The sequence below is a fragment of the Streptomyces sp. NPDC047085 genome (genome assembly GCF_040643735.1).
GTDB lineage: Bacteria > Actinomycetota > Actinomycetes > Streptomycetales > Streptomycetaceae > Streptomyces.
On the sequence record NZ_JBEYUW010000005.1, the window covers coordinates 1 to 16,092 of the forward strand.

Consider the following 16,092-nt stretch of genomic DNA (forward strand, 5'->3'; position numbering starts at 1 on the left):
GTCGGCCGCCTCAACGGCCCCGCACACATCAGCACCCAGAAGGGCGACCTCCGCATCACCGAGGCCCTGCGCGGCACGGTCGTCCTGCGCACCGACTCCGGCGACATCGCGGTCGCCGCCGCCCGCGGAGTCTCCGCCTCCCTCGACGCCGGCACCGGCTACGGCCGCATCCATAACGCGCTCCAGAACACCGACGGCGCCGGCGCCGCCCTGACCATCCACGCCACCACCACCCACGGCGACATCACCGCCCACAGCCTGTAAGCCGCCTGCGGCCTGCGAAAGGCCATCGAAACCCTGCGCGGACTCCTCCTCGGCACCGGGATCGGCAACAACGGGTGGATCACCATCGCCTGGTGCCTCGGACTCAGCGCGCTCGGCCACCGCTGGTCGAAGGCCCAGTTCGACCGCGACCCCCGATAGGCGCCATGCCGCCCCGTTCATGCTTTTGCAAGCGGGTGCTTGCAATTGTTAGCGGGGATGGGGCATGGTGGAGACATGGCATCGCTCAACGTCGGCAATCTCGGTGAGTACCTGCGCGAGCAGCGGCGCAACGCGCAACTGTCGCTGCGTCAGCTCGCCGATGCCGCCGGGGTGTCCAATCCGTACCTGAGCCAGATCGAGCGCGGGCTGCGCAAGCCCAGCGCGGAGGTGCTCCAGCAGGTCGCCAAGGCGCTGCGCATCTCCGCCGAGACGCTGTACGTCCGCGCCGGAATCCTCGACGCCGAACGGGACCGGGACGAGGTGGAGACCAGAGCGGTCATCCTCGCCGATCCCACGCTGAACGAGCGGCAGAAGCAGGTGCTGCTCCAGATCTACGAATCCTTCCGCAAGGAGAACGGATTCGGGATCGGCGCACCGGAACAGGGGACCGGCGGCGAGGGGGACGCGGCGGACGTCGCCGGAGACACCGGCGACCCGAGCGACACCGACGCACCAGGCGACACCGCCGTACGCGGCACCCGCACGGACGGCGGCAATGACGCCGGTCCGCGGCGGACGGCCGGATGAGGCAGGCCCTCGACAAGTCAGCCACCGGTCGCCGCACCGCGGACCACACGACCCTCAGCCGAACGCGAATCCGGGAGGACCACCACCATGGCCATCACCGACGACCTGCGCAAGACATTCAGCGACCCGACCCCGCTCTACTTCGCCGCCGGCACCGCCGACCTCGCCCTCCAGCAGGCCAAGAAGGTGCCCGCCCTGGTCGAGCAGCTGCGTGCCGAGGCCCCGGCCCGCATCGAGAAGGTGCGCAACACCGACCCGAAGGCCGTGCAGGAGAGGGCCGCCGCCCGCGCCAAGGAGGCGCAGGAGGTCCTGCAGACCAAGGTGAACGAGTTCATCGGCACCATCGACGTCGACCTGAAGAAGTTCGGCGAGACCGCCCAGGACCTCGCCCTGCGCAGTGTCGGCGTCGCCGCCGAGTACGCCGTCAAGGCCCGTGAGACCTACGAGAAGGTCGCCGAGCACGGCGAGCAGGCCGTGAAGCAGTGGCGCGGCGAGGCCGCCGAGGAGATCGAGGACCTGGCGATCGCCGTCGAGGGCAAGCCGGAGCCGGCCCCGGCCCCGGCCGAGGCGGAGCCGAAGCCGGCCGAGGCCAAGAGCGAGTCCGCCGAGGCGAAGAAGCCCGTGGCGAAGCGGGCCCCGGCCGCCCGCAAGGTCACCACCCCCGCGAAGAAGACGACCCCGCCGGCCAAGTGAGCGAGGCCGACGTGGCGGGAACGGGCCGGGCACCCTTGGGGTGCCCGGCCCGTTGTACGGGTACGGTGACGGCGTACGGACCGGGAGACACGTACGGATCGGCAGACGACGGACGGTGGGCACCATGCTGATGTTGGGCTTCCAGGGATTCCTGGGGATCTTGAAGATCGTCCTCATGGCCCTGGCCGCGTTCGGGCTGGTCGACGCCGCGTTCCGGCGCGAGGACGCCTTCCGCGCGGCCGACAAGCAGAACAAGGTCTTCTGGCTGATCATCCTGGGCATCGCCCTCGTGGTCAGCTACCTGTTCTCGCTGCTGTCCATCCTGCCGATCGCGGGCGTGATCGCGAGCATCGTCTACATCGTCGACGTGCGCCCCGCACTCAAGCAGGTCGGCGGCGGCAACGGCTGGGGCCGCCGCCGCGGCGGAAGCAGCAGCGACGGTCCGTACGGGCCGTACAACGGCCGCCGCTGAGCCCCGGCAGGGGCCCTACGGCGTCCGGTCCAGCAGTACGACCGCCACGTCGTCCGTCAGCTCGCCGCCGTTGAGGTCGCGGACCTCGTGCACGGCGGCCCGCAGCAGATTCTCGCCCTGCAGCCCCTCGGAGAGCTGGCGGCGGATCATGGCGACCATGCCGTCCTGGCCCAGGCGCTCCTTGCCCGCGCCGACCCGGCCCTCGATCAGGCCGTCGGTGTAGAGCATCAGGCTCCACTCGGCACCCAGCTCCACCTGCATCCGGGGCCAGCGGGCGCCGGGGAGCAGGCCGAGGGCGGGGCCGTTGTTGTCGTACGGCAGCAGCTGCGCGGTCCGGCCGGGGCCGGCGATCAGCGGGGCCGGGTGTCCGGCCAGGCACAGGCCGGCCCGGCGCCCGTCGGGGGAGATGTCCACCGTGCACAGCGTCGCGAAGATCTCCTCGTCCGCGCGCTCGTGCTCCAGCACCTCCTGGAGCGTGCCCAGCAGCTCGTCCCCGCACAGCCCGGCCAGCGTCAGCGCCCGCCAGGCGATGCGCAGCTCCACGCCGAGCGCGGCCTCGTCCGGGCCGTGGCCGCAGACGTCGCCGATCATGGCGTGCACGGTGCCGTCGGCGGTGCGTACGGCGTCGTAGAAGTCGCCGCCGAGCAGGGCGCGCGAGCGGCCGGGGCGGTAGCGCGCGGCGAACCGCAGCGAGGAGCCCTCCAGCAGCGGGGTCGGCAGCAGGCCGCGCTCAAGGCGGCGGTTCTCCTGCGCGCGCAGCCTGCCCTCGGCCAGGCGCCGCTCGGCGGTGTCGGAGCGCTTCCGCTCGACCGCGTAGCGTATCGCCCGGCTGAGCAGCCGGCTGTCCAGCTCGTCGCGGAACAGGTAGTCCTGGGCGCCCACGCGCACGGCCTCGGCACCGCGCTCGGCGTCGCCGGAGGCGGTCAGCGCGAGCACGGCGTGCCGGGGCGCGATCTCCAGCACGTGCCGGAGCACGGCCAGCTCGTCGGCGCGCTCGCCGTCGGCCTCGGCCGCCCGGCCGGGGGCCGGAAGGGCGAGGTCCAGCAGGATGCAGTGGACGTCGTCGGTGAGCAGCCGCTCGGCCTCGGTGAGGTTGCGGGCGGTGCGGACGCGGATGGGCCGGCCGGCCGAGTCGAGCAGCTCGGGCACGATCTGGCCCGCCGGGTCGTCCTCGATCAGCAGCAGGGTGAGAGGGCCGCCGCTCGGGGCGTTGGTCGCGGCGACTCGGTGTGCCTCTTCCTTGAGGGGGCCGCCGCTCGCGGAGGCGGCCTGCGCCTGACCACTCTCCACGGCCGGGATCGCTCTCTGCCGCGGTACGGGTACGGGCATTGTTCTGGTTCCTTCCCTCCCCCCGAGGGCACGGTGGCGTCGAGGGACCTCGGGCCACCGACCCGGACCATAGCGGTACTCGCCGTCCCGATGGAATGGTGTGAGCCGCGTCGCTCCCGCTCAGGCCGCTGTCATATGCCGCGATCCGTACCGCAGTTGGACAGGACGCCGCGACGGCGGGGATGACGAAGCTCACGTACGGCCCGGGTTTCGGCCCGGGTTGGGGTGGACTGGGTCACATGGCCCAGGTCACGGGGATGCGGGCGGCGTGCGCCGAGGGGCCGTATATGGCACGCGTCACGGGAAATATGGCATGCGTCACGAGGATCCGTGCGCCGTGCGGCCTACGCGTCCGGCCGTACGACACCCAGGATCGGCATCGAGCCCGCGCCCGCGACCGTCACCCAGCGTCCGGGGCGCGGGGCGTGGATGATCGCGCCGTCGCCGACGTACATCGCGACATGGCTGGCGTCGTCGAAGTAGATGATGAGGTCGCCGGGGCGCATGTCCTTGATGTCGACGTGCTTGAGCTGCTTCCACTGCTCCTGCGAGGTGCGCGGGATGGCGTGGCCGGCCTTCGCCCACGCCTGGGAGGTGAGGCCGGAGCAGTCGAAGGATTTGGGGCCCTCGGCGCCCCAGACGTACGGCTTGCCGAGCTGGGCCGTGGCGAACTGGACCGCCCTCTTGCCCTGTGCGGAGGCCTTGCCGTTGATCTCCTTCAGTATCCCGGTGTCCAGCCAGGCGGTCTGCGCCTTGTAGGCGGCCTGCTGCTCCAGCTCGGCGAGCCGCTCCCGCTCCTTCTTCTCCAGCTTGGACTCGAGCTTCTCGGCGGCCGCGATCTGCTGCTTGATCTTCTTCTTGGCGGCGGCCTTCTCCTTGCGGTTGGCCTCCAACTTCTCCCACCGCGCGGAGGCGTCGTCCGCGTACTGCCGCAATTCCTTCTGGGTACGGGTCATTTCGGTGAGCAGCTTCTTGGTCGCCCGCTCGCCGTTGAGCACTGTCCCGGCCCCGTCCGCGAACCGCTGCGGGTCGTCGCTGAGCAGGAACTGGGCGGTGGGCGGCAGCCCGCCGGTGCGGTACTGGGCCCGGGCGGCGGCGCCCGCCTGGTCCTTCAGCCGCTCCAGCTTCTGCTGGCCCTCGACGATCTTCTTGGCCAGCGTGACGATCTGCGCGGACTGCTTCTTGGTCTGCTCCTCGGCCGCGTTGTAGGCGTCGGTGGCCACGGCCGCGTCGTGGTAGAGCTTGTCGAGCTTCTCGCGGACCTGCTCAAGGTCCTTGCTGCGCGGGGGAGTCGGGACGCCGGAGCCGGAGCCCGGGGTCGCGCTCGCGCTCGGGGTGGGGGTGGGCGCGGCGAACGCCGTGCCGGGTGCCGCCAGCACGGTCACCGCGCAGACCACCGTCACGGCGGCGGCGAGCAGGCCACGCTTGCCTGTACCCATACCTGAGCCCCCAAGCTGATTTACCGTCAGTAACTTACGATCGTCCGGGGGATCGTGCCACGGTGTCGCGCAAAACGACAGAGGAAGGCGGAAGTCGGATTTTCCGCATGCCTCGTCGACCCCTCACCCCCGTGCATTTCCCCCCGCCCCCCTGAGTACGGCGATCTCCTCGCCGATGTGACGAACGACGCACGGAGATCGTTCCACGGGTTCACCCACGCGGGTTCACCCCGTTCACCCGCGCGGGTTCCCGCGATTCACCCGCGCGCCGACGCCCGGTCGGCCCATGCGGCGTCCCGCACCTCTACTCGCGCATGCGCGGACTCAGCGCGTGCCCGGCGCCAACGCCCCCCACGCCACCGTCACTTCCCCCTGCCGCCAGCGCGCCGGTCCGTCCGTCACCGGCCAGTCGGTCCGCAGGTCCCGGACCGTGCGGATCCAGCGCTGACGGGCGCCGTAGGAGGCGTAGGGTGCGGCGGCGGCCCAGGCGCGGTCGAAGTCGCGCAGGAAGGCGTGCACCGGCTCGCCGGGCACATTGCGGTGGATGAGCGCCTTCGGCAGCCGCTCGGCCAGGTCCGACGGGCGCTCCAGGGAGCCCAGCCGGGTCGCGAAGGTCACCGTGCGCGGGCCGTCCGGGCCGAGCGCCACCCACACGTGCCGCCGCCCGATCTCGTCGCACGTCCCCTCGACCAGCAGCCCGCCGCGCGAGCCGCCGCCGGCCGGGGCGAGCCGTGCGCACAGCCGCTCCCACACGGCGGCGACCTGGTCCTCGTCGTACTGGCGCAGCACATTGGCGGCCCGGACGAGCAGCGGACGCCCGGGAACGGGGACCTCGAAGCCGCCGTGCCGGAAGGCCAGACCCTCGCGCTCGTACGGCCGGGCCGCCGCGACCCGTTCCGGCTCGATCTCGACGCCGACCACGCGCGCGCGTGGGGCGACCGTACGCAGTCGGCCGAGCAGCTCGACGGCGGTCCAGGGGGCGGCGCCGTAACCGAGGTCGACGGCGACCGGATCGGCCGCGCGCCGCAGTTCGGCGCCGTGCGTGGCGGCGATCCAGCGGTCCATGCGGCGCAGCCGGTTGGGATTGGTGGTCCCGCGCGTCACCGTTCCCACGGGGCGGGGCATCACGCGGGCTGTCATGTCTACGAGGGTAAGCGGGCTCACGAGGGTGAGCGGGCGCCACGCACGGGAGCGTCGAACGGTTGATCGATCCAAGGTCATGGTTGGGTAAAGTCGCCTGATCGGGAAATTGCGGGGCGCCCGTCCGCTGTTGGACCCCCTTGGAGGGCGAGGTCGGTCCTCCGGCAGGCATGCCCGCAGCAAGGAGGAACGCCACGTGAGCCAGTACGTCGGCAGGCTCGGGCGTCGCTCTCCAGCGGCTCCCTCGCGGCTGAGGCTGCACCGCAGGCCCCGTCGCGTCGCCATGCTCTCCGTGCACACCTCACCGCTCCACCAGCCCGGCACCGGAGACGCCGGCGGCATGAACGTCTACATCGTGGAGCTGGCCCAGCGGCTGGCCGCGATCAACATCGAGGTCGAGATCTTCACCCGCGCGACCTCCGGCGACCTCCCGCCCACGGTCCAGCTCGCCCCCGGCGTCCTCGTCCGGCACGTCGACGCGGGCCCCTACGAGGGCCTCGCCAAGGAGGACCTCCCGGCCCAGCTGTGCGCCTTCACGCACGGCGTGATGCAGGCCTGGGCCGGCCACCGCCCCGGCCACTACGACCTCGTCCACTCCCACTACTGGCTCTCCGGACACGTCGGCTGGCTCGCCGCCCAGCGCTGGGGCGTGCCCCTGGTGCACGCCATGCACACCATGGCCAAGGTCAAGAACGCCAACCTGGCCGACGGCGACACCCCCGAGCCCGCCGCCCGTGTCATCGGCGAGACCCAGATCGTCGCCGCCGCGGACCGGCTCATCGCCAACACCGCCGAGGAGGCCGACGAACTCGTCCGGCACTACGCGGCCGACCTCGCCAAGGTCGCCGTGGTCCACCCCGGCGTGAACCTCGACCGCTTCCGCCCCTTCCCGCAGGGCATGTTCCCCGGGGACCCCGGCGCGCTGGGCCCCGGCGACGCCCAGGCCGCCCGCTCCGCCGCCCGCGCCCGCCTCGGCCTGCCCCAGGACGCCCTGATCCCGCTCTTCGCGGGCCGCATACAGCCCCTCAAGGCCCCCGACGTGCTGCTCCGGGCCGTCGCCGTGCTGCTGGACACGCGTCCCGAGCTGCGCCCGAACATCGTCGTCCCGGTCGTCGGCGGGCCCAGCGGCAGCGGCCTCGCCAAGCCGGAGGGGCTGCAGAAGCTCGCCGCGCGGCTCGGCATCGCCGACGTCGTACGGTTCCGGCCGCCGGTCGGCCAGGAGCAGCTCGCCGACTGGTTCCGGGCCGCGTCCGTGCTGGTCATGCCCTCCTACAGCGAGTCCTTCGGCCTGGTCGCGATAGAGGCGCAGGCGGCCGGGACGCCGGTGCTCGCGGCCGCGGTCGGCGGTCTCCCGGTGGCCGTGCGCGACGGCGTCACGGGCTTCCTCGTCCAGGGCCACCATCCGGGCGCGTACGCGCGCGTGCTGGGCCGGTTCGCCGACGAGCCGTCCCTGTCGGGGCGCATGGGCGCGGCCGCCGCCCGGCACGCGCAGTCCTTCGGCTGGGACACCGCGGCGGCCGCCACGGCCGACGTGTACACGGCCGCGACGCAGTCCCACCGCCGTCGCGTACGCTCCCAGCATGGGTGACGTGGAGAAGGCCGCGCAGGTCGTCGAGGGCGTGCTGAAGGACGCCGAGCTGGAGTGGGAGAGCCCGGAAGCCGGCAACTACGTCGTCAAACTCCCCGGCACCCACAAGCTGTCCACCACCGTCTCGCTCCTGGTGGGCCGGCACACCCTCTCCCTCAACGCCTTCGTCGTCCGCCACCCCGACGAGAACGAGGCCGGCGTCCACCGCTGGCTGCTGGAGCGCAACCTCAAGCTGTACGGCGTGAGTTACGCCGTCGACCGGCTCGGCGACATCTACGTCACCGCCCGCCTGCCGCTGACCGCCATCACCCCCGAGGACATCGACCGTCTCCTCGGCCAGGTCCTGGAGGCGGCAGACGGCGCCTTCAACACCCTGCTGGAGCTGGGCTTCGCGTCCGCGATCCGCAAGGAGTACGCGTGGCGGGTGTCGCGCGGGGAGTCGACGCGGAACCTGGACGCGTTCAGACACCTGATCGAACGCCCGGCTGACTGACGGCGCGAAGGCGGCCGTCCTCTCCTGTGCGCGGCAGTACTTTCCCGCCCACGCAACCTGTACGAGGCTCAGCGCGAACTGAGCCGGTAGCGCCCCGGAGTGACCCCCACCAGCTTCTTGAAGTGCCGGGTGAGATGGGCCTGGTCGCAGAACCCGGTCGCCACCGCCACCTCGCCCGGCGCCAGCCCGTCCAGCAGCAGCCGGCGCGCCCGGCCGACCCTGCGGGACGTCAGGTACTGGTGCGGGGCGATGCCGTAGGCGGTGCTGAACGCCCGTACCAGGTGGGCGGGATGGGCGTGCAGCAGCCGGGCCGCATCGGCCAGGGCGAGCCCCTCGGCGACCCGCTCGTCGAGCAGCTCGCGCAGGGAACGGGCGAGGGCGGGGTCGGGGTGGGCGGCCTCCGGCTCCCTGCGCCGCAGGTGGTCCCGCAACCGGTCGCCGACCAGCGCGAGCCGGCTCTCCGCCTCCAGTTCCTCCCCGGGCCGCCCGAGCGCGGTGTGCACCTGCCCGACCCGCAGCCTCAGCAGGGGATCGCGGAGGTCGGGCCCGTCGACCGCCGGCCCGATCAGCTCGTCCCCCAGATGGCTGCTGTCGAGGTACAGCACCCGCTTGCGGAAGCCGTGCGGGGTGGCGGGGGAGCCGTTGTGCGGGACGTGCGGCGGCAGCAGCGACACCGTGTCGTGCGGGGTGCCGTGCTCGTGCCGGTCGAGGTCGTACCGCACGGCTCCGTCATCGACGATCAGCAGCGTCCAGGCGTCGTGGACGTGCATCGGGTACGCGTACTCGGTGAAGTGCGCGTGGAAGACCTCCACGACACCCGGGACGCGCGGGCGCCAGGCGGAGACCTCCGGCTGTGCGGCCATGCAAAGAACGTACAAGACGGTGACGGACGGCGGTCGGCAGTCTCATCGCATGGACACCGAACCGACTGCCAACGCGACCGCCGATGCGACCGCCGAGCCGATCCGCTTCGACACCAAGATCGCCGTCCTGCTCCGCGAGGACCTGGAGCCCTGGCAGCGCCTCAACGTGACGGCCTTCCTGGTCAGCGGCCTCGGCAGCCGGCTCCCGGAGGTGATCGGCGAGCCGTACGAGGATGCCGACGGCGTCCCCTACCTGCCGATGTTCCGCCAGCCCGTGCTGGTCTTCGAGGGCACGAAGGAAACCCTGAAAGCGGCCCACGCCCGAGCCCTGTCCCGTGCCCTGCCCCGCGCCGTCTTCACGGCCGACCTCTTCACCACGGGCAACGACCGCGACAACCGCGCCGCCGTCCACGCGGTCCCCACGGCCGACCTGGACCTGGTGGGCCTGGCGGTCTACGGCCCACGGAACCCCGTGGACAAGGCACTGAAGGGGGCGCGGATGCATCCGTGATCATCCGGGCCGAGCATCCGGGCCGCGGACGCCGCTCACGCCGTGCGCGCCCCGGCCCCCTCCGCCCCCTCGGCCGCCGCGACCACACCCGGCGCGCCACTCTCCTGCTCCTGCTCCCGCTCCCCCTCCTTCGCCGGCAGGCGCCGCATGAGCACCCCGTACCCGAGCCCGGCCGCGGTGCCCACGACCGCGCACATTCCCCACAGCCACTCCGCGCCGAAGCGGTCGATGACCGCGCCGGACATCAGCGGGGCGATCAGGGCGGCGACGGACCAGGACAGGGTGTACATGCCCTGGTAGCGTCCGCGGCCGTGCACCGGGGACAGCTGGACGACGAGCCCGGTCTGGGTCGGCGCGTTGACGATCTCGGCGAGCGTCCACACGCACACCGTGAGCGCGAAGACGCCGACCGACCCGGCGAAGGCGGTGAGCCCGAAGCCGTAACCGGCGAGGAGCGAGGAGAGGACCAGCAGGGTGCGCGCGTCCCGGTGCTCGATGAAGCGGGTGACCGGGATCTGCAGGGCGACGATCAGGATGCCGTTGACGGCGATGGCGAGGCCGTAGTCGGCGGGCGAGAACCCGGCCCGCCCCATGGCCACCGGCAGCCCGACCGAGCCCTGCTGGAAGACGAGAGCGACGAGGAAGGACAGCCCGACGACGGCCATGTACCGCCCGTCGCGCAGCACCGTCCCGAGGCTGACGTCGCCGTCCGCCTGCTTGGCCGTGGCCGTGGGCCGCGACTCGGGCACCTTCAGGAAGACGACGAGCGCGCAGGCCAGCGTCATCCCGGCCTCGATCAGGAAGCCCGCGAGATAGCTGAACTCGGCGATGAACCCGGCGGCCATGGAGGAGACGGCGAAGCCGAGGTTGATGGCCCAGTAGTTGAGGGAGAAGGCCCGTACCCGGTCCTCGGGCCGGACGATGTCGGCCATCATCGCCTGCACGGCCGGCCGGGAGGCGTTGGAGGCCATGCCGACGAGGAAGGCGACGGCGGCGATGGCGACGGGATCGTGCATGAACCCGAGCAGTGCGACGGATCCGGCGGTGGCGGTCTGCGCGATGAGCAGGGTCGGCCGCCGTCCGAGCCGGTCTGCCATCACGCCTCCGCCCAGCGAGGAGACGACCCCGCCGAGCCCGTGCAGGGAGGCGACGAGACCGGCGTACGAGGCGGAGTACCCGCGGTCCAGGGTCAGGTAGAGCGCCATGAAGGTGGCGACGAAGGCGCCGAGCCGGTTGACGAGTGTGCTGGTCCACAGCCACCAGAACTCCCGGGGCAGCCCGGACACGGTTTCCCGGGCGGCTCTCCTCAGACGGGCGGCGGACGCGACGGACATGGACAGGACCCCCCGGCTGGCACGGCACCTTCCGTCGGCGCCGCACGCTCAGTAAGCGGCTCAATGGCTAGCGCAACTTACATTCGGCGGGCCGTCGGGAGCCACTCAATTAACAGATGCCGTCAAACGTCCGCCCACTGGGCGGGCCGGGCGTGGGGCCGAATGCGTGGATTACGCTCTGAGGCATGGCCGACGCACCGTACAAGCTGATCCTCCTCCGCCACGGCGAGAGCGAGTGGAACGCGAAGAACCTGTTCACCGGCTGGGTGGACGTCAACCTCAACGAGAAGGGCGAGAAGGAGGCAGTCCGCGGTGGCGAGCTCCTGAAGGACGCCGACCTCCTGCCCGACGTGGTCCACACGTCCCTCCAGAAGCGCGCGATCCGCACGGCCCAGCTGGCCCTCGAGGCCGCCGACCGCCACTGGATCCCCGTCCACCGCTCGTGGCGCCTGAACGAGCGCCACTACGGCGCCCTCCAGGGCAAGGACAAGGCGGCGACGCTGGCCGAGTTCGGCGAGGAGCAGTTCATGCTCTGGCGCCGCTCCTACGACACCCCGCCACCCCCGCTGCCCCGCGACTCCGAGTACTCCCAGTTCGACGACCCGCGCTACGCGACGCTCCCGCCGGAGCTGCGCCCGCAGACGGAGTGCCTCAAGGACGTCGTCACCCGCATGCTCCCGTACTGGTACGACAGCATCGTCCCCGACCTGCTGGACGGCCACACGGTCCTCATCGCCGCCCACGGCAACAGCCTGCGCGCCCTGGTCAAGCACCTGGACGGCATCTCCGACGCCGACATCGCGGGCCTGAACATCCCGACGGGCATCCCCCTCTACTACGAGCTCGACGCCGACTTCAAGCCGGTCACCCCCGGCGGCAAGTACCTCGACCCCGAGGCCGCCGCGGCAGCCATCGAGGCGGTCAAGAACCAGGGCAAGAAGAAGTAACGCAGAACGTTCAAGCCCCCTACCTGCGGGTTCGCTGCTGGTAGGGGGCTTGTTACTGTGCCGGGGCGCGCTCCGTGCATGCGGGCGAGGCAGGAAAAACCCATGTGGCTGAGTTACGGGGCCGTGATCACTCGCGCCGAAGCAGCTCCAGGCCGAAGTCGCTCCGCCGACCTCGCTTTTGCCTGTCAGCATCGGAAGGGCAGGGCGCTCCGATGCCCGGCGTTGCTCACATCAGCCCGTCCCAACCCCAGCGCGGCGTCGGCCCCGGGTCGCCGAGGTCCTCGTCAACCGGCCCGGCCGAGACGTCGCGGGCGATCCGGGTTCCCCAGTCGAAGTACTCCAGGACTTGGCGGCGTAGCAGCTCTTCCTCCGGGAGCTCCTTGTCGACAGCGGCTGCCATCAGCTCCATCCAGCGGTTTCGCTGTTCCTCGCTGATCGACAGGCCGAGGTGGGCGCGCAGCAGGGCTTGATGACCGCCGAGTTCGGCGGTGAAGCGTGCGGGACCGCCGAAGATCTCGGCGAGCCAGACGGCAACATGCTCGACGTGCGTCCGGGTGAAGTTCGCGAAGACCGGGGACAGTAGCGGGTCCGCCAGGACGCCGTCGTAGAAGGTGCCGCTCAGCCGGCGGAGTGCGTCGATGCCGCCGATGGCGTCGTACAGGGTCTCGGCACGCTCGGTCATGCTGCCCTTCCGGCGGCGGACACTACGGACGTCCTCGTGTAGTGCTTCATCTCCTCGATGTCGCCGATGTAGGGGCGGATCGCAGCGAGGAACGGGGGGAAGTGCGGGCCGCCGCGAAAGCCCTGCTCATGGTCCTCGACGGAGGTCCACTCGATCCGCAGAATGTAGCGGTCGGGTTCCTCGATGCCGTGGGAGAGCTCGTATCCGAGGCACTGGGGGGCGAGGTCCAGCCGCTCGGCGGCAGCCGCGTAGGCCTTCTCGAAGTCGACTCGACGTTCGGATTCGGCGATGCGGTAGCGGATGTACTCCACGATCATGTTGATCCTCCGTAGGTCGCTGTTGCCAGGATTCCAGCGGCCGTCACACAGCCCACGATGTTCGCGGAGAGCGCATCCAACAGATGCGGGCCGTCCGAGGCGAACCGATGTTGATAGGGGGATGACAACTGCCAACCGTGTCGGCGCAGGTCAGCGTCTCGCCAGGTCAGGCCGGATCCGGTTACGCGATCTTTCAAACTTTGGGGGGCAACTTGTCGTTGCGGCGGTTGCGGGCATGGGCCTTGATGGTGGCCGTCGTGATCGGCTGGGGGGCGGCGGGGTGCTCGTCCGGGACGCACGTCAGTAGCAGGGCCGTCATCGAGGTCGATGCGCCGACAGCCCTGGCTGACCAGGCCGTTCACTTGGGGATCAGTGGTCTGGAGCCATACGACCTCGGAGGCGTAGCCGCTAGCATCGGCCCATGACGTCACATCAGGCGGATGCCCCGTAGATCCCCGCGCGAGGTGAGGGCCACCGTGCCCGACGGTCACAGCGACGGTGCGGTGAGCAGGCTGCTCATCAGCGCATGTCCCGGGCCGCCGGCGTGTGCTGCCGTTCACACGTACCTCTTCGTCGATGGCCTCGACGTGGTCGCGCGCAGCGACAGCAGAATGGCCGGCCTCGATCCGAGGCGACTGCTCCGCCCAGGCGGACCGCTCTATCCGACGGACATGCCGCGCACGGTGGGTGTGGCAACGCAGGAGCGGCCCGAGCCAGGGCCGGACAGGCTGACCATCCGGGTCCGGCTCCGGGGCGAGACGGTCATCTGGTCCGATCTGACGTGCCCGGGCCGCGATGGCAGGCCCATCGAGGAGGTTCGTTTCCGCCTGGAGCAGTACTTGGGCGAGGTTGAGCGAGCATATGCGGCGTTGAAGGGCGACCCTTTGCGGGCAGGCCGATGCGGCTTGCTCTGGTCGACGGCGCCGGCAGCGTGGCGGAGGCCGGTGGGGGTGCAGCGAGGCATACGCGCGCGTGATCGGTCGGCGTCCTCGCCGTCGTGGCTGACCGTCGTCGACTGAGGCACAGACGAATCCGTATCCGCCTCTGAGTAGACGTCATAGGTCACCCACCTGCGGCCGGCGCGGCAGCACTGTGCATCCTGGGCACCATGACGAACCCCGACGGCCCGTACGTGAAGGTGCACTTCCGCCTTGCGATCGAGGACGACTGGCCCCCGGCGTCGGTGGAGAGTCTGTGGGCGGTCGACCAAGGCGACGGCACTGTGCGGCTCGACAACATCCCCTGGTTCGTCCGAGGCATTGCCTGCGGGGATGTCGTGGCCACCGAGCCCGACGAGGAGGGCGTGCGGTGGGCCGGAGAGGTGGTGCGGCGTTCCGAAAACTGCACCATCCGCCTCATCGTGTTCCGCGGCGGCGGCTCTGGCGCTGCACGACAGAGCGTGATCAACGCGTTTCACGAACTCGGAGTCTGCGGCGAGGGCATAGAGCGGTTCGGCATGGTTGCCCTGGACATCCCGCCCACAGCCGATCTCGCCAAGGTGCGGAAGCTGCTCAACCACGGTGTCGCCAAGGAGTGGTGGGACATGGAAGAGGGGTGCATCACCGCGCAGTGGCGGGCTGCTTCCGCGGGCTGATGCCGCTCATGTGATCCACGGCTGGCCGTCCCCGTGCCCAGGGCAAGAAGAAGTAACCCGCCCTATCGATCAAGCCACTTGACGAGCCATCGCACCCGGCATGCCTGGCGATAGCCTGCGGGCCGAACCGGAAAGGCGGCTCCAGTGGGCTTCGACGCAGAACGGTCGGCACGCATCGCCGCCATGCAGGAAACCGCCCGGCCCGTGCCCGCCTAGCCTTCGGAGGCGATGTTCGTCCAGGGGCCGTCTGAGTCTTCCTTGGGGATCCAGAGGAAGGGCTGGCCGGCGCGGCAGTGGGCGTCGGCTTCTTCTTCCCAGGGGAATCGCCCGGCCTTGTCGGGCCAGAACAGTTGGGTGATGGGGAGCGGTGGGGTCTGGTAGAAGTCGATGCCCGCGCCGAAGAAGTCGTGGTACCAGCTGGGATGCACCGGCCGGACGGCCACGTCGTAACCGTTCAGCACGTCTCCCCGGCGCTGGTCGGGCTGGAGCGGCTCCCCGTCGCGGATCGCGGCGCCGGCGGCGTTCACCACGCGCATCGCGGTCTGGGAGGGGAGCCCGAAGACACTGACCTCAGGGCTCCGCAACGTGTGCCAGAGGCCGATGGAGTAACCCCAGTCTCCGGGCGCGCCGTCACCGGCCACGCCCATGACATGCCAGCCGAACTCGGCCACGCTCCGCGCCGTACGGTTGTCGCGTTCCGCCCACGCGGGACCACCCCACTGCGTGGGAGCGCAGAGCAGGCAGAAGCAGGGAGGCTCGTCCATCCGAGGAGGATAGGCCAGCCACCGTCAGTGGTCGTGGGGCTGGGCTTGCTGCGCAGGAGTTCGCCGAGTCGCGCGGATGCCCTGTGGCCGGGGTGACCGAGTCGGCCGGGGTGACCACAGCAAGTCGCCCGAGGCATCCGTGCGGCTCGGGTCCGGGGGGAGCCAGGGCTTCAGACCTGGAGAGGGACCGGGTGGATCTCGTCCGCGCGGTGACCGGCGCGCTCGTGGATGCGTTGGACCGCGTCGGCCGAGGGGGCCTCGGAGAGGCAGTAGACGACGCCGGACTGCGGGTCCGCCCAGGCGCTCTCGAAGTGCACGCCCTCTTCCTTCTCTATGGCGAGATCGGCCTGGTGTGCCTGTATCAGCTGGTCGGCCGTGATGCCCTGCATGCCGTGGTGGACGTCCATGAACTTGGCCATGGCCACACCTCCTTGCGATGGTCCGTCCCTCCATGCTGCGCCCGGCCGCAGCGGTACGGCACCTCGTATGGCGGCCGCCTGGCACGGCCTCGTACGGCACCTCGTACGGCGAAGGGCCCCGGAGTCAGGTTCCGGGGCCCTTCAGAGGTCTACGACGTCAGCCGCACTGGCAAGGAGCGCCCGACTGGCAACCGCAGCCGCAGCCCGAACCGCAGCCGCACGCGGCCACCAGCGGCAGGCTCCTGATCTCGGCGGACTGCTCGGTCTCGCGCTCCTGGGTGGGGTCGGGCGTGGTGCTGGGGGATTCGGCCATGGGTCCTCCTCGACACGGGGGCCTGGTGCCCTGCCCATTCCATGCCCATTTGCCCGGGCGCATCAACGGCGCACAGAGGCGCCGCGCGCCCCGGCCGACAGCTTTCGAGCCCCCGGCCACCGACCTTCGAGCCCCTGGTCGGCAGCCTCGGATCCCCGGGCCATCGGCCGTCGAGCCCCGACC

At 71.1% G+C, this 16,092-nt stretch carries 19 protein-coding genes and 1 pseudogene; 10 read left to right on the top strand and 10 right to left on the bottom strand.

The genetic code is table 11. From position 1 onward, the window contains the following. From ABZ865_RS18620 to ABZ865_RS18640, 5 genes and pseudogenes are all read left to right on the top strand, one after another. Positions 1–264, top strand: a 264-nt coding sequence (locus ABZ865_RS18620; RefSeq protein ID WP_361231232.1) for a DUF4097 family beta strand repeat-containing protein, incomplete at its 5' end; no start/stop codon positions are given. Positions 265–285: 21 nt separating this feature from the next. Next, positions 286–423 (top strand): annotated as a pseudogene (locus ABZ865_RS18625) (ABC transporter permease); the annotation flags it as partial. A 75-nt stretch (positions 424–498) separates the two neighbouring features. Then, the gene (locus ABZ865_RS18630; protein WP_361231234.1) at positions 499–1,011 is read left to right on the top strand and encodes a helix-turn-helix transcriptional regulator; all 513 of its coding nucleotides are present in this window, start codon (positions 499–501) and stop codon (positions 1,009–1,011) included. A gap of 87 nt (positions 1,012–1,098) precedes the next feature. Further along, on the top strand, positions 1,099–1,704 hold the full coding sequence (locus tag ABZ865_RS18635; RefSeq protein ID WP_361231236.1) for a hypothetical protein: 606 nt from the start codon (positions 1,099–1,101) through the stop codon (positions 1,702–1,704). A 124-nt stretch (positions 1,705–1,828) separates the two neighbouring features. Beyond that, positions 1,829–2,176, top strand: coding sequence for a DUF2516 family protein (locus ABZ865_RS18640; RefSeq protein ID WP_361231238.1), 348 nt, complete (start codon positions 1,829–1,831; stop codon positions 2,174–2,176). A gap of 15 nt (positions 2,177–2,191) precedes the next feature. On the opposite strand, the gene ABZ865_RS18645 is transcribed toward ABZ865_RS18640, so the two are convergent. From ABZ865_RS18645 to ABZ865_RS18655, 3 genes are all read right to left on the bottom strand, one after another. After that, positions 2,192–3,505, bottom strand: coding sequence for a fused response regulator/phosphatase (locus ABZ865_RS18645; protein WP_361231240.1), 1,314 nt, complete (start codon positions 3,503–3,505; stop codon positions 2,192–2,194). Positions 3,506–3,849: 344 nt separating this feature from the next. Then, on the bottom strand, positions 3,850–4,944 hold the full coding sequence (locus tag ABZ865_RS18650; RefSeq protein WP_361231242.1) for an NlpC/P60 family protein: 1,095 nt from the start codon (positions 4,942–4,944) through the stop codon (positions 3,850–3,852). A gap of 324 nt (positions 4,945–5,268) precedes the next feature. Next, entirely contained in the window at positions 5,269–6,084 is an 816-nt protein-coding gene (locus tag ABZ865_RS18655; protein ID WP_361231245.1) for a class I SAM-dependent methyltransferase, read from the bottom strand. Between the two features lie 196 nt (positions 6,085–6,280). On the opposite strand from ABZ865_RS18655, the gene mshA reads away from it, so the two are divergent. Together mshA and ABZ865_RS18665 are read left to right on the top strand one after the other, a co-directional pair. Next, positions 6,281–7,672 carry a D-inositol-3-phosphate glycosyltransferase gene (gene mshA, locus ABZ865_RS18660; protein WP_361231247.1) on the top strand — a complete coding sequence of 464 codons (1,392 nt, stop codon included), beginning with the start codon at positions 6,281–6,283 and terminating at the stop codon, positions 7,670–7,672. Continuing rightward, on the top strand, positions 7,665–8,165 hold the full coding sequence (locus tag ABZ865_RS18665; RefSeq protein ID WP_361231249.1) for a YbjN domain-containing protein: 501 nt from the start codon (positions 7,665–7,667) through the stop codon (positions 8,163–8,165). The genes mshA and ABZ865_RS18665 overlap by 8 nt, the downstream gene beginning before the upstream one ends. A gap of 68 nt (positions 8,166–8,233) precedes the next feature. Here ABZ865_RS18665 and ABZ865_RS18670 read toward each other — a convergent pair whose 3' ends face one another. After that, a complete protein-coding gene (locus tag ABZ865_RS18670; protein ID WP_361231251.1) occupies positions 8,234–9,028 on the bottom strand; it encodes an AraC family transcriptional regulator in 795 nt (264 codons plus the stop codon). Positions 9,029–9,077: 49 nt separating this feature from the next. Here ABZ865_RS18670 and ABZ865_RS18675 point away from each other — a divergent pair, with 49 nt between their 5' ends. After that, entirely contained in the window at positions 9,078–9,539 is a 462-nt protein-coding gene (locus ABZ865_RS18675) for a DUF2000 domain-containing protein (RefSeq protein ID WP_361231253.1), read from the top strand. Between the two features lie 35 nt (positions 9,540–9,574). Here the strand turns inward: ABZ865_RS18675 and ABZ865_RS18680 are convergent, their stop codons facing one another. Further along, positions 9,575–10,873: an MFS transporter gene (locus tag ABZ865_RS18680; RefSeq protein ID WP_361231256.1), complete on the bottom strand. Its 1,299-nt coding sequence runs from the start codon at positions 10,871–10,873 to the stop codon at positions 9,575–9,577. A gap of 185 nt (positions 10,874–11,058) precedes the next feature. Between ABZ865_RS18680 and ABZ865_RS18685 the strand changes: the two genes are divergently transcribed. Further along, the gene (locus ABZ865_RS18685) at positions 11,059–11,820 is read left to right on the top strand and encodes a phosphoglyceromutase (protein ID WP_361231258.1); all 762 of its coding nucleotides are present in this window, start codon (positions 11,059–11,061) and stop codon (positions 11,818–11,820) included. Between the two features lie 226 nt (positions 11,821–12,046). On the opposite strand, the gene ABZ865_RS18690 is transcribed toward ABZ865_RS18685, so the two are convergent. Beyond that, positions 12,047–12,502, bottom strand: a complete 456-nt coding sequence (locus tag ABZ865_RS18690; RefSeq protein WP_361231260.1) for a group II truncated hemoglobin — start codon at positions 12,500–12,502, stop codon at positions 12,047–12,049. Further along, positions 12,499–12,819: an antibiotic biosynthesis monooxygenase family protein gene (locus tag ABZ865_RS18695; protein ID WP_361231262.1), complete on the bottom strand. Its 321-nt coding sequence runs from the start codon at positions 12,817–12,819 to the stop codon at positions 12,499–12,501. Before ABZ865_RS18695 ends, ABZ865_RS18690 begins: the two co-directional genes overlap by 4 nt. 1,108 nt (positions 12,820–13,927) lie before the next feature. Here ABZ865_RS18695 and ABZ865_RS18700 point away from each other — a divergent pair. Continuing rightward, entirely contained in the window at positions 13,928–14,413 is a 486-nt protein-coding gene (locus ABZ865_RS18700; RefSeq protein ID WP_361231265.1) for a DUF4265 domain-containing protein, read from the top strand. 212 nt (positions 14,414–14,625) lie between these two features. On the opposite strand, the gene ABZ865_RS18705 is transcribed toward ABZ865_RS18700, so the two are convergent. The 3 genes from ABZ865_RS18705 to ABZ865_RS18715 form a co-directional block, all read right to left on the bottom strand. Further along, positions 14,626–15,177, bottom strand: coding sequence for a DUF4262 domain-containing protein (locus ABZ865_RS18705; protein WP_361231267.1), 552 nt, complete (start codon positions 15,175–15,177; stop codon positions 14,626–14,628). 170 nt (positions 15,178–15,347) lie between these two features. After that, positions 15,348–15,596 carry an SCO4226 family nickel-binding protein gene (locus ABZ865_RS18710; protein WP_361231269.1) on the bottom strand — a complete coding sequence of 83 codons (249 nt, stop codon included), beginning with the start codon at positions 15,594–15,596 and terminating at the stop codon, positions 15,348–15,350. Between the two features lie 157 nt (positions 15,597–15,753). After that, on the bottom strand, positions 15,754–15,909 hold the full coding sequence (locus tag ABZ865_RS18715) for a hypothetical protein (RefSeq protein ID WP_199842885.1): 156 nt from the start codon (positions 15,907–15,909) through the stop codon (positions 15,754–15,756). Positions 15,910–16,092 lie beyond the last annotated feature (183 nt).